This window comes from Solimonas sp. SE-A11 (assembly GCF_030345715.1).
In the GTDB taxonomy this organism is placed as follows: Bacteria; Pseudomonadota; Gammaproteobacteria; order Nevskiales; family Nevskiaceae; genus Solimonas_A.
In genome coordinates, this window is sequence record NZ_JAUASX010000014.1 from 52,490 (window position 1) to 70,682 (window position 18,193).

Here is an 18,193-nt window from a genome sequence, read left to right on the forward strand (position 1 = left end):
ATCCGGGAACGAACCCGGACCCGGCCGCCACGATTCCACCAGAACGGCGGCAGAAGCATTGTGGAGGAGCCCGGTGGCAATCACTGCCGATTCGATACTGCGGTTCTTCATCGCTCTGGTATACGGCCGGCGGCGCCTCACCTTCGTCGCGTTGATCGCCATCACGGTGGGCATGGCCATCTCGGCGATGAACCTCAAGCCCGACGCCGGCTTCGAGAAGCAGATTCCGCTGGAACACCCCTACATGAAGGTGTTCAAGCAATACGAGCAGGCCTTCGGCGGCGCCAACCTGATCTCTATCGCGCTGATCCGCAAGAATCCGGCCGACGGACAGGGCATCTACGAGGCGCGCTTCCTGGAGCACCTGCGCCGCATTACCGACGACGTGTTCTTCCTGCCCGGGGTCGATCGCTCGCGCGTGTCCTCGCTGTTCACGCCAGGCGTGCGCTACATCGAGGTGGTGGAAGGCGGCTTCGGCTCCGGCGACGTGGTGCCGCGCAACTACCAGCCGACACCGGAAACGCTGCAGTTGATCCGCGGCAACGTGGCCAAGGCCGGCGTCATCGGCCGCCTGGTCTCGGCCGACCAGAACGGCGCCATGATCGTCGGCGAACTGCTGGAGCACGACCCGGCTACCGGCGAGAAGCTGGACTACCGCTGGGTGGCGCGCGAGCTGGAACGCATCCGCGGCCGCTACGCCAGCCCGCAGCGCTGGGAGTGGGTGGCGCAGCGCGACATCGAGGGCTACAAAGCCGGCGAGGTCGTGTCCACCCGCTACTCCTCGCCTCCCTGGACCCCGGGTTTTTTCCAGATCAACGCCGACCGTGAGCGGGCCGACGAGTCCTTGCGCACCGTCAAGCGCAGCGAGCTGACCCTGCGCCAATCTGCCAACCCGGACTACGATCCCAGCTTCACCATCCACATCATCGGCTTCGCCAAGGTGGTGGGCGACGTCACCGACGCCAGCCTGGAGGTGGTGGGCTTCTTCTTCGTGGCGCTGGTGCTGACCATGCTGCTGCTGTGGGCCTTCTGCGGTTCCTGGCGGCTGTCGCTGCTGCCGCTGTCCGCCGCCGTCACGGCCGTCATCTGGGAGCTGGGCCTGCTGCACCTGGCCGGATTCGGCCTGGACCCCTTCGCGATCCTGGTGCCCTTCCTGATCCTGTCGATCGGCGTGTCCCATGGCGTGCAGTACATCAACGGCTGGGGCAACGAGGTGGCGGTCAACCAGCGTGATCCGCTGGAGGCCAGCATCGAGACCTTCCGCCGCCTGTTCATCCCCGGCACGGTCGCGATCCTGACCAACGTCATCGGCTTCGCCACGCTGGCCTTCATCAACATCGAGATCGTGCGCGAGATGGCGATCAACGCGGCGCTGGGCATGGCCGCCGTGATCGTCACCAACAAGGTGATGCTGCCGATCGTGCTGACCTGGGTGTCGCTGCCGGACGTGGAGCAGTTCCGCCAGCGCCAACAGCGGCGCGCGGAACTCGGCGACCGGCTGTGGCGCAAGCTGGCCCGTTTTGCCGAGCGCAAGTTCGCGATCCCCACTATCGGCATCGCCCTGGTGTCGCTGGCCTGGGCGATCTGGATGTACCCGCAGCTGACCATCGGCGACCAGCAGGTTGGCGTGCCGGAACTGAAACCCGACGGCCGCTACAACCGCGATTCGCAGGCCATCGTCTCCAACTTCGCCATCGGCGTGGACCTGCTCAAGGTACTGGCGGTGGCCGGCGAATATGGCTGCGTCATGCCGGATAAGATGGAGGCCATCGACCGCTTCGCTTGGCACATGCAGAACACCGAGGGTGTGCAGTCAGTGCTGGCACTGCCGCAGCTCGCGCGCATGATCCGCGGCGCCTGGTTCGAGGACGCTCCCAAGTGGCGCGTGCTGCCGCGCAACCAGGAGGGCTTCGGCAACGTCGCCGGCATGGTGCCCTCCTCGCTGGGGCTCAACAATCCCGACTGCAGCGTGATGCCGGTGCTGATCTTCACGCGCGATCACCGCGCCGAGACGATCCAGCGCATCGTCGACGCCACCAAGGCCTTTGATGAAGCCAACCGCGACAGCGGCGTAGAGTTCAAGCTGGCGTCCGGCAACGTCGGCGTGATGGCCGCCACCAACGAGGAGATCCGCGCCCGCGAGATCGTGGTGATCGTCTGGGTGCACCTGACCCTGCTGATCTTCGTCTGGATCTCCTTCCGCTCGCTGGCCAGCGTCATCTGCATCATCGGCCCGCTGGTGCTGTGCTCGCTGCTGACCTACGGCGGCATGGCCACCATCGGCATCGGCATGAAATCCGCCACCCTGCCGGTGGCGGCATTCGGTGTCGGCATCGGCGTGGACGACGGCATCTACCTGTGGAGCGTGCTAGCGGCGATGCTGGCCAGCGGCCTGCCGCTGCGCCAGGCCTACCTGGAGGCGCTGCGGCATACCGGCAAGGCGGTGATATTCACCTCGCTGTCGCTGATCATCGCGGTGGTCACCTGGCTGTTCTCCGACCTGCAGTTCCAGCACGACATGGGCCTGCTGCTGCTGTTCATGTTCACCACCAACCTGTTCGGCGCCATCCTGCTGCTGCCGGCGCTGGCCTGGGCCGTCCTGCGGCAGGAAAGACAAGAACCTTCGGCCGGCGGCACAATCGAAGAAGAAACAGCGCCCGCGCACGGCCGAGGAGGCCAGACGCCATGAAGAGAAGCCCGATCATCGCCCTCGCCGCCCTGCTGGCAGCATTCGCCCTGCCCGCGCAGGCCAAGGTCAGCGCGGCCGAGGCGGCCAAGCTGGGCAAGGAACTGACGCCGATGGGTGCGGAGGCCGCCGGAAACGCCGCCGGCACCATCCCCGCCTGGGACGGCGGCCTGCCGCAGAATCCCATGCCCCGTGGCAGCAATCCCTACACCGCCGACAAGCCGCTGTACACCATCACGGCCAAGAACGTCGAGCAGTACAAGGACCAGCTGACCGAGGGCCACCGTCAGTTGTTCAAGACCTTCCCGTCCAGCTACAAGATGCTGGTCTACCCCACCCGGCGCAGCGCCAGCTACCCGGCCTGGTTCTACGAGGCGACCAAGAGGAACGCCACCACGGTGGAGCTGAACAACAACGGCTACGGTTTCTGCTGCACCACCCAGGGCTACCCGTTCCCGATCCCCAAGAACGGCACCGAGGTGATGTGGAACCACATCCTGCGCTACAACACCAAGGGCTTCCGCGGCTTCCTCAACATGGCCGCGACCAATGCCGATGGCTCCTACGTGGTGGAGCGCGATTACCTGGAACTGAGCTTCGTCTATAACAACCCCAAGACCACCGCGGACACGCTCAAGGGCATGAACGTCTACGCCCTGACCAAGGTGGTGTCGCCGCCCAACAAGGCCGGCGAGGCGCATCTGCTGCACGTGCCGCTGGACCGCATCAAGGACCAGACCGGCGTCTGGGTCTACAACAACAGCGTCGGCCGCGCGCGCCGTATCGGCGAGGTGGGCTATGACAACCCGCTGTTCGACGGCCTGATGACGCACGACCAGATCGACATGTTCAACGGTCCGCTGGACCGCTACACGATCAAGCTCCTGGGCAAGAAGGAGATGATCATCCCCTACAACAGCTACAAGCTCTACGACCCGGCGGTGAAGTACAAGGACATCGTCGGCAAGGGCCACATCAACCAGGACCTCGCGCGCTACGAGCTGCACCGGGTCTGGGTGATCGAGGCCGAGGTCAAGGCCGGCTTCGCCCACCGCTACAAGAAGCGCACCTTCTACCTCGACGAGGATTCCTGGATCGTCCACGCCCAGGACATCTATGACGAGCGCAACCAGTTCTGGCGCACGGCGGAGTCGCACTCCATCGCCTTTGCCAACGTGCCGGTGGTGGTCAACGGAGTGCAGGTGCACTACGACCTGCAGTCGCGCCGCTACGTCGCCACCAACCTCACCAATGAGGAAAAGAAGCTGATCGAGTACGACTGGGAAGAGAGCCCCGGCTACTTCTCTCCGGCGACGTTGAAGAAGTTCGCCACCACCTCCCAGAAGTAGGCCTGCAGGACCGGATGGCGCTTCATTAAGCCCGCGTTCAGCCCAACAAGTTAAGAGAGAATTCAGCTTCTGTTTCATAGGCTAGCGTCTGCCAGCCATGAACAAGACCCTTGCCCTACTGATCCTAGCCTGCCTGCCGATGGCCGCACTGCCCGCCGACAACCCGAGCGCCTTCGCCCAGGTGATTAGCAGCCGCCCGGTCTACGGTGAGGTGCGCATCGCCGAGCGGCATCGCCAGTGCGATGAGCCGCAGCAGGCGGGCGACGAGCAGGAGGCCGCCTGCCGTACCGTGACGGCCTGGCGCAAGGAGCAGCGCGTCGAGGGCTATGACGTGCAGTACCACTACGACGGCCGGGTCTACAACACGCGCCTGCCCTACGAGCCCGGCGAGCGGCTGGCGGTGCGCGACCGTGGCCGTAGCACCGCGATAAGGCTACAGTAAGCCCATGCGCGGCCGTGGAACCCTGCTACTGATACTCCTGGGCGCCCTGGTTGCCGGTTCGGCTTCGGCCGAGCCGCGGAACGAGCGGGCCAACATGGACTACCGAGGCACCCGGGATGCCGGGCCTGCCAAGGGTATGACCATGAGGGACGCCGCCGATCGCGCGCAGCGCAAGCACGGCGGACGCGTGCTGGCGATCGACCAGGACGGCTTCGGCGGTTACCGCGTGAAGCTGCTCAAGGATGGTGAGGTCCGCACCGTCCACGTTTCCCCTGATTAGCCACTAGAACCACAACATGCGCGCACTGGTGATCGAGGATGATCCGGCCCTGCAGGCCCAGGTCGTCAACTTCCTCTCGGAAGAAGGCTTTGCCGTGGACTCCGCCTCCGATGGCGAGCAAGGCGGCTACATGGCCGAGGAATATCCCGCGGACGTGGCCATCGTCGATCTCGGCCTGCCCAAGGGCAACGGCCTGGACATCATCCGCCGCGCCCGCGCGGCCGGCCGCAAGTTCCCGATCCTGATCCTGACCGCCCGCGACGGCTGGCAGAGCAAGGTCGAGGGCCTGGAAGCCGGCGCGGATGACTACCTGGTCAAGCCCTTCCACCGCGAGGAGTTGCTGGCCCGCGTGCGTGCCTTGCTGCGCCGCAGCGGCGGCTGGGCGCAGTCCAAGATGGAGTCAGGCCCCTACGTCCTCGACACCGCCGCCAAGTCGGTGCTGGCTGACGGCAAGCCGGTGGAGCTGACCAGCTTCGAATACCGCGTGCTGGAGTACCTGCTGACCCATGCCGGCAAGGTGATCTCCAAGTCCGAGCTGACCGAGCACCTCTACACCGAGGACGAGGAACGCGACAGCAACGTGATCGAGGTCTTCATCCGGCGACTGCGCACCAAGCTCGACCCGGACAGCCAGTACAACCCGATCACCACGCTGCGCGGCGCCGGCTACCGTTGGGATCTGCCACGCGCCTGAAACTCGCCCGCCTGCCGATCCCGGGCGTGATCCGCAACTCGCTGCGCGGCCGTCTGCTGACGGCGTCTGCGCTGGTGTTGACGGCTTTCGTGGCACTGACCGCCTACGCGCTGGACCAGGCCTTCCGCAGCAGCCTGCTGACGGCCGAGGAGGAGAAGCTCAAGGGCCTGGTCTATGCCCTGCTCGGGTCCGCGGCGCCGCGCGAGGACGGCGAGCTCAGCATCGCCCTGGACGCCGTGCCCGACCCGCGCCTGCGCCAGCCGCTGTCGGGCCTGGACGCCGCGCTATTTGACGAACGCGGCCATGCCGTATGGAGCTCGGCCGCCTTCCTGGACCTCCCCGCCCCGGCGCTGACCGAGGTCGGACAGTGGCAGTTCGAGCGCCTGACCAACCCGGATGTCTTCTCGCTGAGCTTCGGCCTGCGCTGGATCGACCTGGCACGCGACCCGCGGCGCTACAACATCGTGGTGCTGGAAACCACCAAGGGCTACCGCGAGCAGATGTCGATCTTCCGCCGCACCCTCTGGGGCTGGCTCGGCGGCACCGCCATGGCGCTCACCGCGACACTGCTGTTCCTGCAGCGCTGGAGCCTGGCGCCGCTGCTGCGCCTGGGCCGCGAGCTGCAGGAGATCGAGGCCGGCATGCAGGACGAGATCGCCGGGCACTACCCCGACGAGATCCGGCCGCTGACGCATGACCTCAACGCCATGATCGTCAACGAGCGCAACCAGCAGCTGCGCTACCGCAATGCCCTGGGCGACCTCGCCCACACCCTGAAGACGCCGCTGGCGGTGTTGTCCGGCATGTCGCAGGAGCGCGGCTTTGCCTCGCCCCAGCGCGAACAGCTGCAGGAGCAGGTCACGCGCATGCAGCGCATCGTGGACCACCAATTGCGCCGCGCCGCCGCCGCAGGCACCCGCACCCTGAGCAAGCCGCTGCGCGTGCGTCCGCTGATCGAGAAGATTTCCGGCGCCCTGACCAAGGTCTACGCCGACAAAAACCCGCATTTCGACCTGCAGCTGACGCCCAACCTGAAGCTGCGCGCCGATCAGGGGGACCTCTACGAACTGATCGGCAACCTGCTGGACAACGCCGTCAAGTACGGCAACGGCCAGGTGCGCGTCTCCAGCCGCCTGGCGGACAACCGCTGCAGCCTGGTGGTGGAGGACAACGGCCCCGGTTTCCCGGAGAACCCGGAGCTCCTGCTGCAGCGCGGCGTGCGTGCCGACGACCAGACCCCCGGCCAGGGCATCGGACTGGCCGCGGTATCGGAACTGGTGAAGGCCTACGAGGGCCAGCTGGATCTGGGACGCTCCGAGGCCCTGGGCGGCGGCAAGGTCACGGCAACCCTGCCGCTGCGGTAGGCGTCAGAGCGGCAGCCGGTAGCTGGCGCCGATGAACAGCGTGCTTTCCCACTCCGAGTCGACCAGCGGGCTGTCCTCGATGTCGCTGCCCAGGTAACGGCCACCGAGCAGGCCGGTCAGGGTCCAGCGAGGCGTCAGCGGGTAGAAGGCACTGAGGCCCAGTTGCGGCACCACGACGTTGCCCGGCTCGTAGCCCGTGGCAAAGCCGGCTTCGCCCGGCTTGAGGCCGTAGTAGTAGGCGGTGAAGTCCTCGCTCAACAGGCTGGCACCGACGCTGGGTACCAGCACGAAGTCGCCGATGATCGAGGGACGCGACAGGCGCAGGCCCACTTCGTAGCCGCCGTGGCGGTCCAGCAGGTCCGCCAGCACGTGGGTATCCAGTACCAGGTGCTCCGACAAGGGCATGGTCAGGCCCACGCCGCCTTCGAAGGTACGCTTGCGCTCTTCGATCGCCAGCGGCGGATCCAGGTCGCTGGCCTCCAGGCTGTTGAGGCGGAAATTGCCGAGCAGCGAGACGCGGTAGCGCTCTTCCTTCAGGAAGGACCAGCCCAGGGTCAGGCCCTGCAGGAAGAAGTCCCCGTACTGCCCCTGTACGAACGGTAGCCCGATCACATCGGCGTCGTTGCCGACATAGACCTGGTCGAAAATCAGCGCGCCGGCACCGAAGCTGACGTAATCACCCTGCTGCGCCAGCGCCGGTGTGGCGGCAGCAACGAGCAACGATGCGGCGAGGGTCTTGCGGATGTTCATGGGGCCTCCGTGGCCGGTTGTGCAGCGGCGATCAGGAAATTCTGGCGGTAGTAGCGCAGCTCCGCGATGGAGTCACGCACGTCGTCCAGCGCCAGATGCGTCGACGACTTCACGAAACCCTTGGAGATCGCGGGCGTCCAGCGCGAGCACAGCTCCTTGAGCGTGCTGACGTCGAGATTGCGGTAGTGGAAGTGCTTTTCCAGGCGGGGCATCCAGCGCGCCAGGAAACGGCGGTCCTGGCAGATGGAGTTGCCGCACATCGGCGACTTGCCGGCCGGCACCCATTGCGCCAGGAAATCCAGGGTCTGCTGCTCCACCATCGCGTCGTCCAGCAGGCTGTCGCGCACGCGCTGGGTCAGGCCGGAGCCGCCGTGCTGGCGGGTGTTCCACTCGTCCATCGCCGCGAGCTCCTCGTCGCTCTGCTTCACGGCGAGGACCGGGCCTTCCGCCAGCACGCGGAGGTTCTGGTCGGTGACAATGGTGGCGATCTCGATGATGCGATGGCGCTCGGGCACCAGCCCCGTCATCTCGAGGTCGATCCAGATCAGGTTGGAAGCATGGGCAGGCATGTCGGAGGGCAGTTTAGGCGATAATCGCCCATCTTAATCCAGGGGAGCCCCTATGTCCGACCTCGCCTCCAAGCGCTGCGTCTCCTGCGAGGGCGAGGCCAAGCCGCTGGACCTTGCGGCTTGCATGAAGCTCAAGGAGCAGTTGCCGGAGCGCTGGCGCCTGCTGCGCGAGGGCAAGCTGCTCAGTGCCGAGTTCACGTTCCGCAACTATTACCAGACCACCGCCTTCGTCAACGCCGTGGCCTGGGTCGCGCATTCCGAGAACCACCACCCGGACATCGACTTCGGCTACAAGATCGCCAAGGTCAGCTGGTGGACCCACGCGGTGAACGGTCTCACCGAGAACGACTTCATCTGCGCCGCCAAGGTGGAGAGGCTGCTGGCGGAGTAAACCGGCGTGCAGGAGCGACTATTGACCGCGATATGGTGATTCGCAGCCAGCGGCCGCTCCTACGGGTTGCTCGCGGTCAGACCGGCGTACGCCCGCTCAGCGCATGCGCCAGCGTGCCGCCGTCCACGTACTCCAGCTCCCCGCCCATGGGCACGCCATGGGCGATGCGGGTCACCTTGATGCCCCGCCCGCGCGCCAGTTCCGCCAGGTAGTAGGCCGTGGCCTCGCCCTCCACCGTGGGATTGGTGGCGATGATCATTTCCTGTACGTCGCCTGCCGCCAGTTGCGCCTGCAGCCGGTCCAGCCCCAGCTCCTCGGGGCCGATGCCGTCCAGCGGCGACAGGCGCCCCATCAGCACGAAGTAGCGCCCGCGGTAGGAGGTGCCGCTTTCAATCGCCATCAGGTCGGCTGGCGACTCCACCACGCAGAGCTGGCCAGCGCCGGTGCGGGAGGCGGAACAGTAGCGGCAGCTCTCGCCCTCGTCGCAGAACATGCGGCAACTGGAGCAACGGCCGATGCCGCCCAGGGCCTCGATCAGGGTCTCGCCGAGCAGCTGGGCACCCTGTCGATCACGGTCCAGCAGGTGGAAAGCCATGCGCTGTGCCGACTTGGGCCCGACGCCCGGCAGGCGGCGCAGGGCTTCGATCAGGCGGCTGAGACGGGGGGAATAGGCGGACATGGCGGGATTTTACCCCGCCATCCGGCCTGTCAGCGCGGCTTCGTTCAAGCCACCAGTGCCGGAGCCCCCGGCTTCGGCTCCGTCTGCCCCGCCGAGCTCAGGCGGTTGCTGCCATCCACCGTGGCGAAGGCGGTGCCGAAGCTCTCGCTCTCACTGACCGACTCCACCGTATCCACGTACCAGAATTCGCCGGTGACCTTCTCCGGGACGATGTCCAGCAGCAGGTAGCCCTTGCGGGCGACGTCCACGTACTTCATGTGCGGGTTCAGCAGGCGCAGCGCACCGGCGAGTGGATTCAGCGGCTCCAGGCCCGGCGAGGTCACCGAGGTGCAGACGAACTCCACCGCCCGCGAGCCGTCGCCGGTGATGGCGTTGTAGACCAGCGGGTTGTTCGGATCGTTCGAGATATCCATGGCCCAGGAGCTGTGGATGTCGCCGGTCAGCACCACCACGTTGTCCAGGTCCAGGCCCGAGATCAGGTCCAGCACGCGCTGGCGCTCGGCACGGTAGCCGTCCCACTGGTCGGTATTGATCACCAGGCCGCCGGTGCTGACCAGGGGCAGGCCCTGCAGCAGCGTCTGCAGCTGTGGCACCGGTATGTTGGTCAGCAGCGACAGCTCCGGCAGGCCGACGCGCAGCTGGCCGAACATCACCTGCTGGCCGAGGAACTTCCACTTCACGTCGCCGGCATTGGCCAGCGTGGTGGCCAGGAAGTTGCGCTGCGTCTCGCCGATCAGCTGGCGATCCTGGTCGTTGATGCTGCCGGCATCCACCAGCGAGGCCTGCAGGTCGCGGCCGATGATGCGGGTATCCAGCATCGTGAACTCGGCCAGGTCGCCGTAACGGAAGCTGCGGTAGATGCGCTCGGGGTTGGCCAGGTCAGGCGTGCGGATCGGCATCCACTCGTGATAGGCCTGGATCGCCCAGGCCTTGCGCAGCGCCCACTCGCCTTCCGCACCTTCGGTGTGGTTGGCGGCACCGCCCTGCCAGCTGTTGTCGGCGGTCTCATGGTCGTCCCAGATCGTGATGAACGGGTGCTGGCGGTGCACCGCCAGCACGTCCGGCTCGCGCTTGTAGTAGGCGTGGCGCGTACGGTAGTCGGCCAGCGTCAGGATCTCGTGGTCGGGCTCGTACGGGCGAACGCTGCCGTATTCGCCGGTGCCGTATTCGTAGATGTAGTCGCCCAGGTGCAGCACCACGTCCAGATCGGCGCGCTGCGCCAGCTTGCGGTAGGCGTTGAAGTAGCCATGGGCATAGCTGGAGCAGGACACCACGCCGACGCGCAGGCGATCCACGGCGCCCGAGGGCGCCGTGCGCGTGCGCCCGGCCGGCGAGGTCTGCGCGCCGGCGCGGAAGCGGTAGTAATAGGTGGTGGCCGGCTGCAGGCCAGCCGCATCCACCTTCACCGTGTAGTCGCGCGCCGCGTCGGTGATGAAGCTGCCGCGGCTGACGATGCTGCGGAAATCCGCATCGCTGGCCACCTCGTAGCTCACCGAGGCGCGCTCGGCCGCCGTGGTGACACGGGTCCACAGGATCACGCGGTCCGACAGCGGATCGCCGCTGGCGACACCGTGCAGGAACTTGGCGTCGCCGCCGCCTCCAACGGGATCGGAGTTGCCGCAACCCGGCAGCAGCGGCAGCGCGCCGAAGGCGGCAACGCCGCCGGCGCGGCGCAGAAAGTCGCGGCGGCTTAGGCCGCTCTTGCGGCGGGTGGAACGACGGCGCGGTCCGGACATGCAGCTTTCCTCAGTGGACGAAAATCAGGAAGGATCAGGCGCCCGCTCAGGGGCAGATGCCGCTGGGGCAGGCCGAGAACGGCAGGGTCACCTCGAAGGTGATGCCAGTGCCGCCGCGGCCCACGCGCCCGCTGCGCTGCGCGCTGAAGTACAGGCGCTTGCCGTCCGGCGAGAAGGCCGGGCCGGTGATCTCGGATTCCAGGTCCGGCTTGCCGTCGGCATCGGTCACCTGCAGCAGGGGCAGCACGCGGCGGTTTGGCAGGATCACGCAGATCTGCATGTCGCCGCCGTCCTCGGCCACCAGCACGTCGCCGTGCTCGCTGATCGTGAGGTTGTCGACGCCGCTGAGAATCTTGTCCTCGCCGGTGGCCCTGTTGAAGTCGTAGATCACCTCGAGCGTCTGCGCGCGGGTGTCATGGCACCAGATGCGGTTGTCGCCCTTGGTCGAGAAGTACACCAGGCCCTTGAAGTACCACAGGCCCTCGCCGCCTTTGAACACCGTGCCCGGGGCCGCGTCGCCGAGGCGATCGCGCACGCCGGCCTGGGCGCTGCCCGGGTCCACCGCGTCTTCCCAGACCACGGCCCGCGGGCGGCTCAGGTCGAAGTCCTCCGGCGGATACTGGTTCACCGCCAGTTCCGAGAAGCGCAGCACCTGCAGCTTGCCCTCCTGTAGCGCCGGACGCTCGGCGCCCACCGGCCAGTCGGCCTCGGTGGGAGTCACGCGGTAGAAGCGACCGCCGCCGGTGTCCTCGGTCAGGAACAGCTGGCGGTGCTCGGGGTCCACGGCCACCGCCTCGTGCTTGAAGATGCCCAGCACCGGCCGGACCGTGCCATTGCCGGCCTTCTGCGGGTCGCATTCCCAGACCCGGCCACTGTCCACCTCCTCGCAAGACAGCCAGGTGCCCCAGGGGGTCTTGCCGCCCGCGCAGTTGCTGCTGGTGAAATGAAGGATGCGGTAGGAGTCGACGATGTTGCCCTGCGCGTCGAACTTCACCGCGCCGACGCCACCGATCAAGGGGAATTCGGAGTTGGAGGTGTACACCCAGCCACCGTCCGGCGTGGCGAAGGTGGCGCCGCCGTCCGGGAAGGTGTGCCAGAGGTTCAGGCTGCCCGGCACCAGCTGGCCGGACACCGAGATCACCCGGGAGCTGAACCCGGCCGGCAGGCGCAGGCCGTTGGCGTCCGGGGCCTGCAAGGGGCCCATGCTGGCGAAGCGGCTCGCGACGGAAGCCCCGCCCCCACCGATCGAGTCGCTGCTGCCGCTGCAGCCCGCCAGGCCCAGGGTGCCGGCGGCACCGGCGGTCCAGAACACGGTACGCAGGAAATCACGGCGCGATACCGGGCCATAGGCCGGCGCGATGAGGCGTGTCATGTCGAAACTCTCCAGAAAAACAGTGGCTTGGTGAGGCTGCTGTCCTGCCAAGAGTATGTCAGCCTGATGACGTCCGGATGACAGTCAACGCCAACGGAGAGATTTTTCCTGCAAGACGCCTAGAAGGTCGGCTTGCGCAAGTTCTTCTCCTGCATCACCAGGGTGGCGATCTCCTCGATCGACATGTTGGCGGAGTTCAGGAACGGCACCTGGGCCCGGCGGTAGAGCTGCTCGGCCTGGCGCAGCTCATAGGCGCACTGGGCCAGGGAGGCGTACTTGGACCCCGGCCGGCGCTCGCTGCGGATCTGCGACAGCCGCTCGGGCTCGGAGGTGAGGCCAAAACACTTGTTCTCCAGGCCCCGCAGGCTGCCGGGCAGCTTCTGCTGCTCCAGGTCGTCCTCGGTCAGCGGGAAATTGGTGGCGAACAGGCCGTGCTGCAGGGCCAGGTAGAGGCTGGTGGGGGTCTTGCCGCAGCGCGAGGGCGCAATCAGGATCACATCGGCCCGGGCCAGGTCGCGGGTGGACTGGCCGTCGTCGTGCTCCATGGCGTAGTTCATCGCCGAAATGCGCGAGTTGTACTTCTGCTGGTTGGCCATGCCGTGGGCCCGGCCCTGGGCGTGGGTAGAGGCCACCCCGAGCTCCAATTCGATGGTATGGATCATCAAATCGAACAAATCCAGGAAAAGCGCCTCCGCGGTGCGTAAAATAGCGCGCACCTCGTCGTTGACCGTGGTGCTGAAGATCAGCGGCCGCAGGCCAGCGTCCTTGGCGATGAAGTTGATGAAGTCCAGCGTGCTACGCGCCTTCTCGGGTGTATTCACGAAGGGCAGCGTGGTGGTCTTGAATTCCACTGCCTCGAACTGGGTCAGCAGCGTGTGGCCCAGGGTCTCGGCGGTGATACCGGTGCCGTCGGAAACGAAGAAAACGTGGCGCAGCGGCGTCATTGTGTTGTGTTTCAATAGTTTGTGTGGTCCTGCCCCTTATAAACCATAACGTGCGTCCCGCGCACGCCCCCAGCTACGCAACAGGAAAGAACGTGAGCCAAAACGTCCTCTGGTACTCCGAACTCGGCATGCACGACGTCGAGATTGTTGGCGGCAAGAATGCCTCCCTCGGCGAAATGATCAGCAATCTGGCCGCCAGCGGCGTCAAGGTGCCCAACGGCTTCGCCACCACGGCCGCCGCCTATCGCGAGTTCCTGTCCCACGAGGGCCTGGCCGCCCGCATCAACGACATGCTGGGCAAGCTGGACATCGAGGACGTGGTCGAGCTGGCCAAGGTCGGCAAGGCGATCCGCGAGGCCTGCATCAAGGCGCCCTTCCCCGCCGCCCTGGAAAAGGACATCCGCGAGGCCTACGGCAAGCTGCTGGCCGAATCCACCGCCGAGATCTCGGTGGCCGTGCGCTCCTCCGCCACCGCCGAGGACCTGCCGGACGCCTCCTTCGCCGGCCAGCAGGAAACCTTCCTGAACGTCCAGGGCATCGACAACGTCCTGCACGGCATCAAGGAGGTCTTCGCCTCCCTGTTCAACGACCGTGCCATCGCCTACCGCGTGCACCACAACTTCGAGCATGCCGCCGTGGCCCTCTCAGCCGGCGTGCAGCGCATGGTGCGTTCCGACAAGGGCGCCTCCGGCGTGATGTTCACCATGGACACCGAGTCCGGCTTCCGTGAAGCCGTGTTCATCACCTCTTCCTACGGCCTCGGCGAGGCCGTGGTCCAGGGCGCCGTCAACCCGGACGAGTTCTACGCCTACAAGCCCAACCTGCGCGCCAACCGCCCGGCGATCCTGAAGCGCGGCCTGGGTGAAAAGGCCAAGAAGATGGTCTACTCGGCCGACCGCAAGCTCGGCCGCACCGTCGAGTTCACCCCGGTATCGAGCGAGGAGCGCAACCGCTTCAGCCTCAACGACGCCGAGATCGAGGCGCTGGCCAAGCAGGCCCTGATCATCGAGGACCACTACGGTCGCCCGATGGACATCGAGTGGGGCAAGGACGGCATCGACGGCCAGATCTACATCCTGCAGGCCCGTCCGGAGACCGTGCAGTCCCGCACCGCCGCCAACACGCTGCGCCGCTACAAGCTCAAGGGCAAGGGCGAGCTGCTGAGCACCGGCCGCGCCATCGGCCAGAAGATCGGCGCCGGCAAGGTACGCATCCTGACCTCCATCGCCGAAATGACCCGCGTGCAGAACGGCGACGTGCTCGTCACCGACATGACCGACCCCGATTGGGAGCCGATCATGAAGCGCGCCAGCGCCATCGTGACCAACCGCGGTGGCCGCACCTGCCATGCCGCGATCATCGCGCGTGAGCTGGGCATCCCCGCCGTGGTCGGCTGCGGCGACGCCACCGAGAAGCTCAAGGACGGCATGGACGTGACCGTGTCCTGCGCCGAGGGCGACACCGGCAACGTCTACGCCGGCCACATCGATTTCGCGGTGGACGAGATCGCGCTGGACAAGATGCCGGACATCCCGGTCAAGATTATGATGAACGTCGGCACGCCGGAGCAGGCCTTCGACTTCGCCTCGCTGCCGCACAAGGGCGTGGGCCTGGCGCGCCTGGAGTTCATCATCAACCGCCAGATCGGTATCCACCCGCAGGCACTGCTGGAGCTGGAAAGCCAGGCTCCGGACGTGCGCCGCATCATCGACCCGATGATCGCGCCCTACGGCAAGCCGGTGGACTACTTCGTCAAGCGCCTGGCCGAGGGCATCGCCACCATTGCCGCCGCCTTCGCGCCGGAGCCGGTGATCGTGCGCCTGTCGGACTTCAAGTCCAACGAATACGCCAACCTCGTCGGCGGCCGCCGCTACGAGCCGCATGAAGAGAACCCGATGCTGGGCTTCCGCGGCGCCTCGCGCTACATCAGCGAGTCTTTCCGCCCCTGCTTCGAGATGGAATGCCAGGCGCTGAAGTACGTGCGCGACGAGATGGGCCTGACCAACATCAAGATCATGGTGCCCTTCGTGCGCACGCTCGACGAGGCCCGCCAGGTCGGCGAGATCCTCAAGGCCAATGGCCTGGAGCGCGGCAAAAACGGCCTGCAGCTGATCATGATGTGCGAGCTGCCCAGCAACGCCGTGCTGGCCGAGCAGTTCCTCGAGTACTTCGACGGCTTCTCGATCGGCTCCAACGACATGACCCAGCTGACCCTGGGCCTGGACCGTGACTCCGGCCTGATCGCCCACCTGTTCGACGAGCGCAACGAGGCAGTCAAGGCCATGCTGAGCATGGCGATCGCCGCCTGCCGCAAGCACAACAAGTACATCGGCATCTGCGGCCAGGGCCCTTCGGATCACCCGGAACTGGCCAAGTGGCTGCTGGACCAGAAGATCGAGTCCATGTCGCTCAACCCGGACACCGTGGTGGAGACCTGGCTGTTCCTGGCCGGCCAGAAGGCCGGCTGATGCGTTTGCTCGCCAAGCTGCTGCTGGGCCTGTGCCTGGCGGTCTCGTCGGCGGCCTGCCGAGCGGAGGCGCCGCCTGCGAAGGCGGCCGCTTCCTTCGACTACTGGATCCTGGCCCTGTCTTGGTCGCCCGAGTACTGCGCGTCCGCCAAGAGCGATGGCGAGCAGCAGTGCGAGCGCGCCTACCAGTTCGTGGTGCATGGCCTGTGGCCGCAGTACGAGATCGGCTACCCGCGCGACTGCAAGCGCGTGGATCGCGTGCCGGCCAACCTGGTGGAGCGCATGCTGCCGCTGATGCCCAGCGAGCGCCTGATCGACCACGAGTGGCGCAAGCACGGCGCCTGCACCGGGCTGGACGTGAAGGAGTACTTCCTGCAGACCGAGCGGGCGCGCCGCCGTATCGTGATCCCGGAGGTCTATGCCGCGCCGGCCAAGCCGATCACCACCAACGTAGCCGAGATCGAGCGCAACTTCATGAAGGCCAATCCCGGGCTAACCGCCGAGGGCATCGCACTGAGCTGCAAGAGCCGCTGGCTCAGCGAGGTGCGCATCTGCCTCAACCAGGAATTCGCCTTCCGTGAATGCGGCCGCGATGTCAGCGACCGCTGCCGCGGTGCCGTCAGCATCCGCCCGAGCACGCCGGGCCGCCGCTGAGTCTCATCCTCCCGCCCGGGCAAAGCCGGGCGGGAGTTGCTTCATCTCAACCAGCTCATCCCCAGCCGCACCTGCTCGCGCGCGTCGCGCTCGATGACCTCGCCGTGCGCCAGCACCAAGCGCTCGAAGGGCCATTGCAGCAGGCGATCGATGCAGGCGCGCGCCTTGCGGCGCTGCACGTAGACCAGCCGCAACAGCGGATGCCAGCCGACGTTGCCGAGCAGACCGCCGAGCTTCAGGTACCAGCGCGTCGGCGCGTGCGGCGCATCCCTGAAGTTCTCCACCAGGTCCGCGGCGATCAGTGTGCGCGTCTGCCGGTGGTAGAACACCGTCTCGCCCAGCAGGCAGCCCTCGATGGTCAGCAGCTCGAAGTCGGCCGCCCAGTCGGCATGTGGCTGTTCCGTCAGCACCGCCTGGAACACCAGGTCGCGACGCTTGGCGTGCAGCTTCGCCGGACCATGCAGCAAGGCCTGCGGCCAGGCCGCTGAGGCCTGGCCGGCGTAGAGGTGGTGGAACAGGTTCGGGCAGACGATGTGCTTCACCGCCCCCAGGGCGTCGATCTCGGCACGCAGTTCCGCCGTGATCGGCACCGGCGAATGCAACAGCAGGCCGCCGCTGGACAGGCGCACGACGGTCATGCGCGTGCCGATGTGGAAGGCGATGAAGGTCTGCGGCGCGGCGGCACACCAGATGCCTTCCGCCACCGGGATCAAATGGCTCATATGGCTCTCCCCTGTCGTTGGCCCGAGCTTACGACAGGCCCGGCCCGAAATGATCCTTCGCGGATGCGGCTGACCGTACCCTGACCTCAAGCCGCTTCCACCAGGATCGTCAGGCCGCCGGCTTGTCCAGCCAGACCTCCAGGCCCTGGGCGTTCAGCTCGGTGTCGAAGGCCAGCAGCTCGCGCACCCTCGCCTCCGGCATCGTGCTGCCGAGCCTGCGCAGCGACGCCAGTGCATCCTGGTTCAGCGCCTCCAGCAGGGCCTCGTGGCGCTGCGGCGCCGCGCGCAGTGGCGTGGCCAGCGCCACGTAGCGCTGCAGGCCCTCGCGCAGGTCTGCCGCGAGCTTCTGCACGTTCTCCACCACGCTGAAGTGGGTCAGGAACATACGCTCGGGCTTGAAGGAGAGATAGCGGTCCAGCGTGCCGAACCAGGCCTCAGGCTCGAACTGCACCGGCGTGGTCGTCGGGAACAGGTAAGGGCCACCGGGACCATCGAACTCTCGGTAGGACAGGCCGAAGGTGTCGCCGGTGAAGAAACCGCGGCTGGTCTCGTCCCAGATGCTGAAGTGGTGCCGCGCATGGCCCGGGGAGTCGATGAAGCGGAGCTCGCCCTTGCCCAGCGGCAACACCTGGTCGTCTCCGGCCACGATGACGCGGTCCTCGGGGATCGCGGCGATCTCGCCGTACATCTCGCCGACGGCTGCCTTGCCGTACACCGCCTCCGCGCCCGCGATCAGCTTGGACGGGTCGATCAGGTGGCGCGCGCCGCGCGGATGCGCCACCAGCTTCGCCACAGGCAGCTCGCGCATCAGCACGCCGGCACCGCCGGCATGGTCCAGGTGCACGTGCGTGGGGATGACGTACCGGACCTGCTCGCGCGCGATGCCACGTTCCGCCAGCAACGCCAGCAGGCGCGGCACGCCATGGGCGGTGCCGGCCTCGATGAAGGCGTACTCGCCCTCGCGGCCCATCAGGTAGCAGCAGGCCAGGCCCGGACGCTCCTGGAGGGTGTCGATGCAGGTGATGCCGTGGCCCAGGTCCTGGGCCGGCGGGAGTGACGTGGCGTTCATGGCTTCGTCCGGAGTCTGTCGGGTC

Annotated in this window: 17 protein-coding genes; 9 read left to right on the forward strand and 8 right to left on the reverse strand. The window is 66.8% G+C overall.

Annotated elements, in window-relative coordinates; all coding sequences use genetic code 11:
• Nucleotides 1-73 precede the first annotated feature (73 nt).
• From QT386_RS15890 to QT386_RS15915, 6 genes are all read left to right on the forward strand, one after another.
• Nucleotides 74-2,689: an efflux RND transporter permease subunit gene (locus QT386_RS15890; RefSeq protein ID WP_289274722.1), complete on the forward strand. Its 2,616-nt coding sequence runs from the start codon at nucleotides 74-76 to the stop codon at nucleotides 2,687-2,689.
• Complete coding sequence (locus tag QT386_RS15895) at nucleotides 2,686-4,035, forward strand: DUF1329 domain-containing protein (protein ID WP_289274723.1); 1,350 nt, start codon at nucleotides 2,686-2,688, stop codon at nucleotides 4,033-4,035. Before QT386_RS15890 ends, QT386_RS15895 begins: the two co-directional genes overlap by 4 nt.
• 97 nt (nucleotides 4,036-4,132) lie before the next feature.
• Nucleotides 4,133-4,477, forward strand: a complete 345-nt coding sequence (locus tag QT386_RS15900) for a hypothetical protein (protein ID WP_289274724.1) — start codon at nucleotides 4,133-4,135, stop codon at nucleotides 4,475-4,477.
• A 142-nt stretch (nucleotides 4,478-4,619) separates the two neighbouring features.
• Nucleotides 4,620-4,757: a hypothetical protein gene (locus QT386_RS15905; protein ID WP_165797467.1), complete on the forward strand. Its 138-nt coding sequence runs from the start codon at nucleotides 4,620-4,622 to the stop codon at nucleotides 4,755-4,757.
• A 16-nt stretch (nucleotides 4,758-4,773) separates the two neighbouring features.
• A complete protein-coding gene (locus QT386_RS15910; protein WP_289274725.1) occupies nucleotides 4,774-5,451 on the forward strand; it encodes a response regulator transcription factor in 678 nt (225 codons plus the stop codon).
• Nucleotides 5,430-6,815 (forward strand): ATP-binding protein, encoded by a 1,386-nt coding sequence (locus tag QT386_RS15915; protein ID WP_289274726.1) that lies wholly within the window; start codon nucleotides 5,430-5,432, stop codon nucleotides 6,813-6,815. Before QT386_RS15910 ends, QT386_RS15915 begins: the two co-directional genes overlap by 22 nt.
• A gap of 3 nt (nucleotides 6,816-6,818) precedes the next feature.
• On the opposite strand, the gene QT386_RS15920 is transcribed toward QT386_RS15915, so the two are convergent.
• Both QT386_RS15920 and orn read right to left on the reverse strand, forming a co-directional pair.
• Nucleotides 6,819-7,565: a MipA/OmpV family protein gene (locus QT386_RS15920; RefSeq protein ID WP_289274727.1), complete on the reverse strand. Its 747-nt coding sequence runs from the start codon at nucleotides 7,563-7,565 to the stop codon at nucleotides 6,819-6,821.
• Entirely contained in the window at nucleotides 7,562-8,134 is a 573-nt protein-coding gene (orn, locus tag QT386_RS15925; protein WP_289274728.1) for an oligoribonuclease, read from the reverse strand. Before orn ends, QT386_RS15920 begins: the two co-directional genes overlap by 4 nt.
• A 52-nt stretch (nucleotides 8,135-8,186) precedes the next feature.
• On the opposite strand from orn, the gene QT386_RS15930 reads away from it, so the two are divergent.
• Nucleotides 8,187-8,525 (forward strand): 4a-hydroxytetrahydrobiopterin dehydratase, encoded by a 339-nt coding sequence (locus QT386_RS15930; protein WP_289274729.1) that lies wholly within the window; start codon nucleotides 8,187-8,189, stop codon nucleotides 8,523-8,525.
• A gap of 76 nt (nucleotides 8,526-8,601) precedes the next feature.
• Here the strand turns inward: QT386_RS15930 and recR are convergent, their stop codons facing one another.
• From recR to QT386_RS15950, 4 genes are all read right to left on the reverse strand, one after another.
• A complete protein-coding gene (recR, locus tag QT386_RS15935; protein ID WP_289274730.1) occupies nucleotides 8,602-9,204 on the reverse strand; it encodes a recombination mediator RecR in 603 nt (200 codons plus the stop codon).
• Nucleotides 9,205-9,248: 44 nt separating this feature from the next.
• The gene (locus QT386_RS15940) at nucleotides 9,249-10,940 is read right to left on the reverse strand and encodes an alkaline phosphatase (protein WP_289274731.1); all 1,692 of its coding nucleotides are present in this window, start codon (nucleotides 10,938-10,940) and stop codon (nucleotides 9,249-9,251) included.
• A gap of 46 nt (nucleotides 10,941-10,986) precedes the next feature.
• Nucleotides 10,987-12,312 carry an alkaline phosphatase PhoX gene (locus tag QT386_RS15945; protein ID WP_289274732.1) on the reverse strand — a complete coding sequence of 442 codons (1,326 nt, stop codon included), beginning with the start codon at nucleotides 12,310-12,312 and terminating at the stop codon, nucleotides 10,987-10,989.
• Nucleotides 12,313-12,431: 119 nt separating this feature from the next.
• On the reverse strand, nucleotides 12,432-13,271 hold the full coding sequence (locus tag QT386_RS15950; protein WP_289274733.1) for a pyruvate, water dikinase regulatory protein: 840 nt from the start codon (nucleotides 13,269-13,271) through the stop codon (nucleotides 12,432-12,434).
• A 77-nt stretch (nucleotides 13,272-13,348) separates the two neighbouring features.
• Between QT386_RS15950 and ppsA the strand changes: the two genes are divergently transcribed.
• Together ppsA and QT386_RS15960 are read left to right on the forward strand one after the other, a co-directional pair.
• Entirely contained in the window at nucleotides 13,349-15,724 is a 2,376-nt protein-coding gene (gene ppsA, locus QT386_RS15955) for a phosphoenolpyruvate synthase (protein ID WP_289274734.1), read from the forward strand.
• A complete protein-coding gene (locus QT386_RS15960) occupies nucleotides 15,724-16,377 on the forward strand; it encodes a ribonuclease T2 (RefSeq protein ID WP_289274735.1) in 654 nt (217 codons plus the stop codon). The genes ppsA and QT386_RS15960 overlap by 1 nt, the downstream gene beginning before the upstream one ends.
• 41 nt (nucleotides 16,378-16,418) lie before the next feature.
• Here QT386_RS15960 and QT386_RS15965 read toward each other — a convergent pair whose 3' ends face one another.
• Nucleotides 16,419-17,099, reverse strand: coding sequence for a DUF4336 domain-containing protein (locus tag QT386_RS15965; RefSeq protein WP_289274736.1), 681 nt, complete (start codon nucleotides 17,097-17,099; stop codon nucleotides 16,419-16,421).
• 109 nt (nucleotides 17,100-17,208) lie between these two features.
• Nucleotides 17,209-18,168, reverse strand: coding sequence for an MBL fold metallo-hydrolase (locus QT386_RS15970; protein WP_289274737.1), 960 nt, complete (start codon nucleotides 18,166-18,168; stop codon nucleotides 17,209-17,211).
• Nucleotides 18,169-18,193 lie beyond the last annotated feature (25 nt).

Bases quoted from the DNA above. Each gene is read 5' to 3' on its own strand.
- QT386_RS15895 (WP_289274723.1), top strand. From the start codon at position 2,686: ATGAAGAGAAGCCCGATCATCGCCCTCGCCGCCCTGCTGGCAGCATTC.
- QT386_RS15900 (WP_289274724.1), top strand. From the start codon at position 4,133: ATGAACAAGACCCTTGCCCTACTGATCCTAGCCTGCCTGCCGATGGCC.
- QT386_RS15905 (WP_165797467.1), top strand. From the start codon at position 4,620: ATGAGGGACGCCGCCGATCGCGCGCAGCGCAAGCACGGCGGACGCGTG.
- QT386_RS15910 (WP_289274725.1), top strand. From the start codon at position 4,774: ATGCGCGCACTGGTGATCGAGGATGATCCGGCCCTGCAGGCCCAGGTC.
- QT386_RS15920 (WP_289274727.1), bottom strand. From the start codon at position 7,565: ATGAACATCCGCAAGACCCTCGCCGCATCGTTGCTCGTTGCTGCCGCC.
- orn (WP_289274728.1), bottom strand. From the start codon at position 8,134: ATGCCTGCCCATGCTTCCAACCTGATCTGGATCGACCTCGAGATGACG.
- QT386_RS15930 (WP_289274729.1), top strand. From the start codon at position 8,187: ATGTCCGACCTCGCCTCCAAGCGCTGCGTCTCCTGCGAGGGCGAGGCC.
- recR (WP_289274730.1), bottom strand. From the start codon at position 9,204: ATGTCCGCCTATTCCCCCCGTCTCAGCCGCCTGATCGAAGCCCTGCGC.
- QT386_RS15940 (WP_289274731.1), bottom strand. From the start codon at position 10,940: ATGTCCGGACCGCGCCGTCGTTCCACCCGCCGCAAGAGCGGCCTAAGC.
- QT386_RS15945 (WP_289274732.1), bottom strand. From the start codon at position 12,312: ATGACACGCCTCATCGCGCCGGCCTATGGCCCGGTATCGCGCCGTGAT.
- QT386_RS15960 (WP_289274735.1), top strand. From the start codon at position 15,724: ATGCGTTTGCTCGCCAAGCTGCTGCTGGGCCTGTGCCTGGCGGTCTCG.
- QT386_RS15965 (WP_289274736.1), bottom strand. From the start codon at position 17,099: ATGAGCCATTTGATCCCGGTGGCGGAAGGCATCTGGTGTGCCGCCGCG.
- QT386_RS15970 (WP_289274737.1), bottom strand. From the start codon at position 18,168: ATGAACGCCACGTCACTCCCGCCGGCCCAGGACCTGGGCCACGGCATC.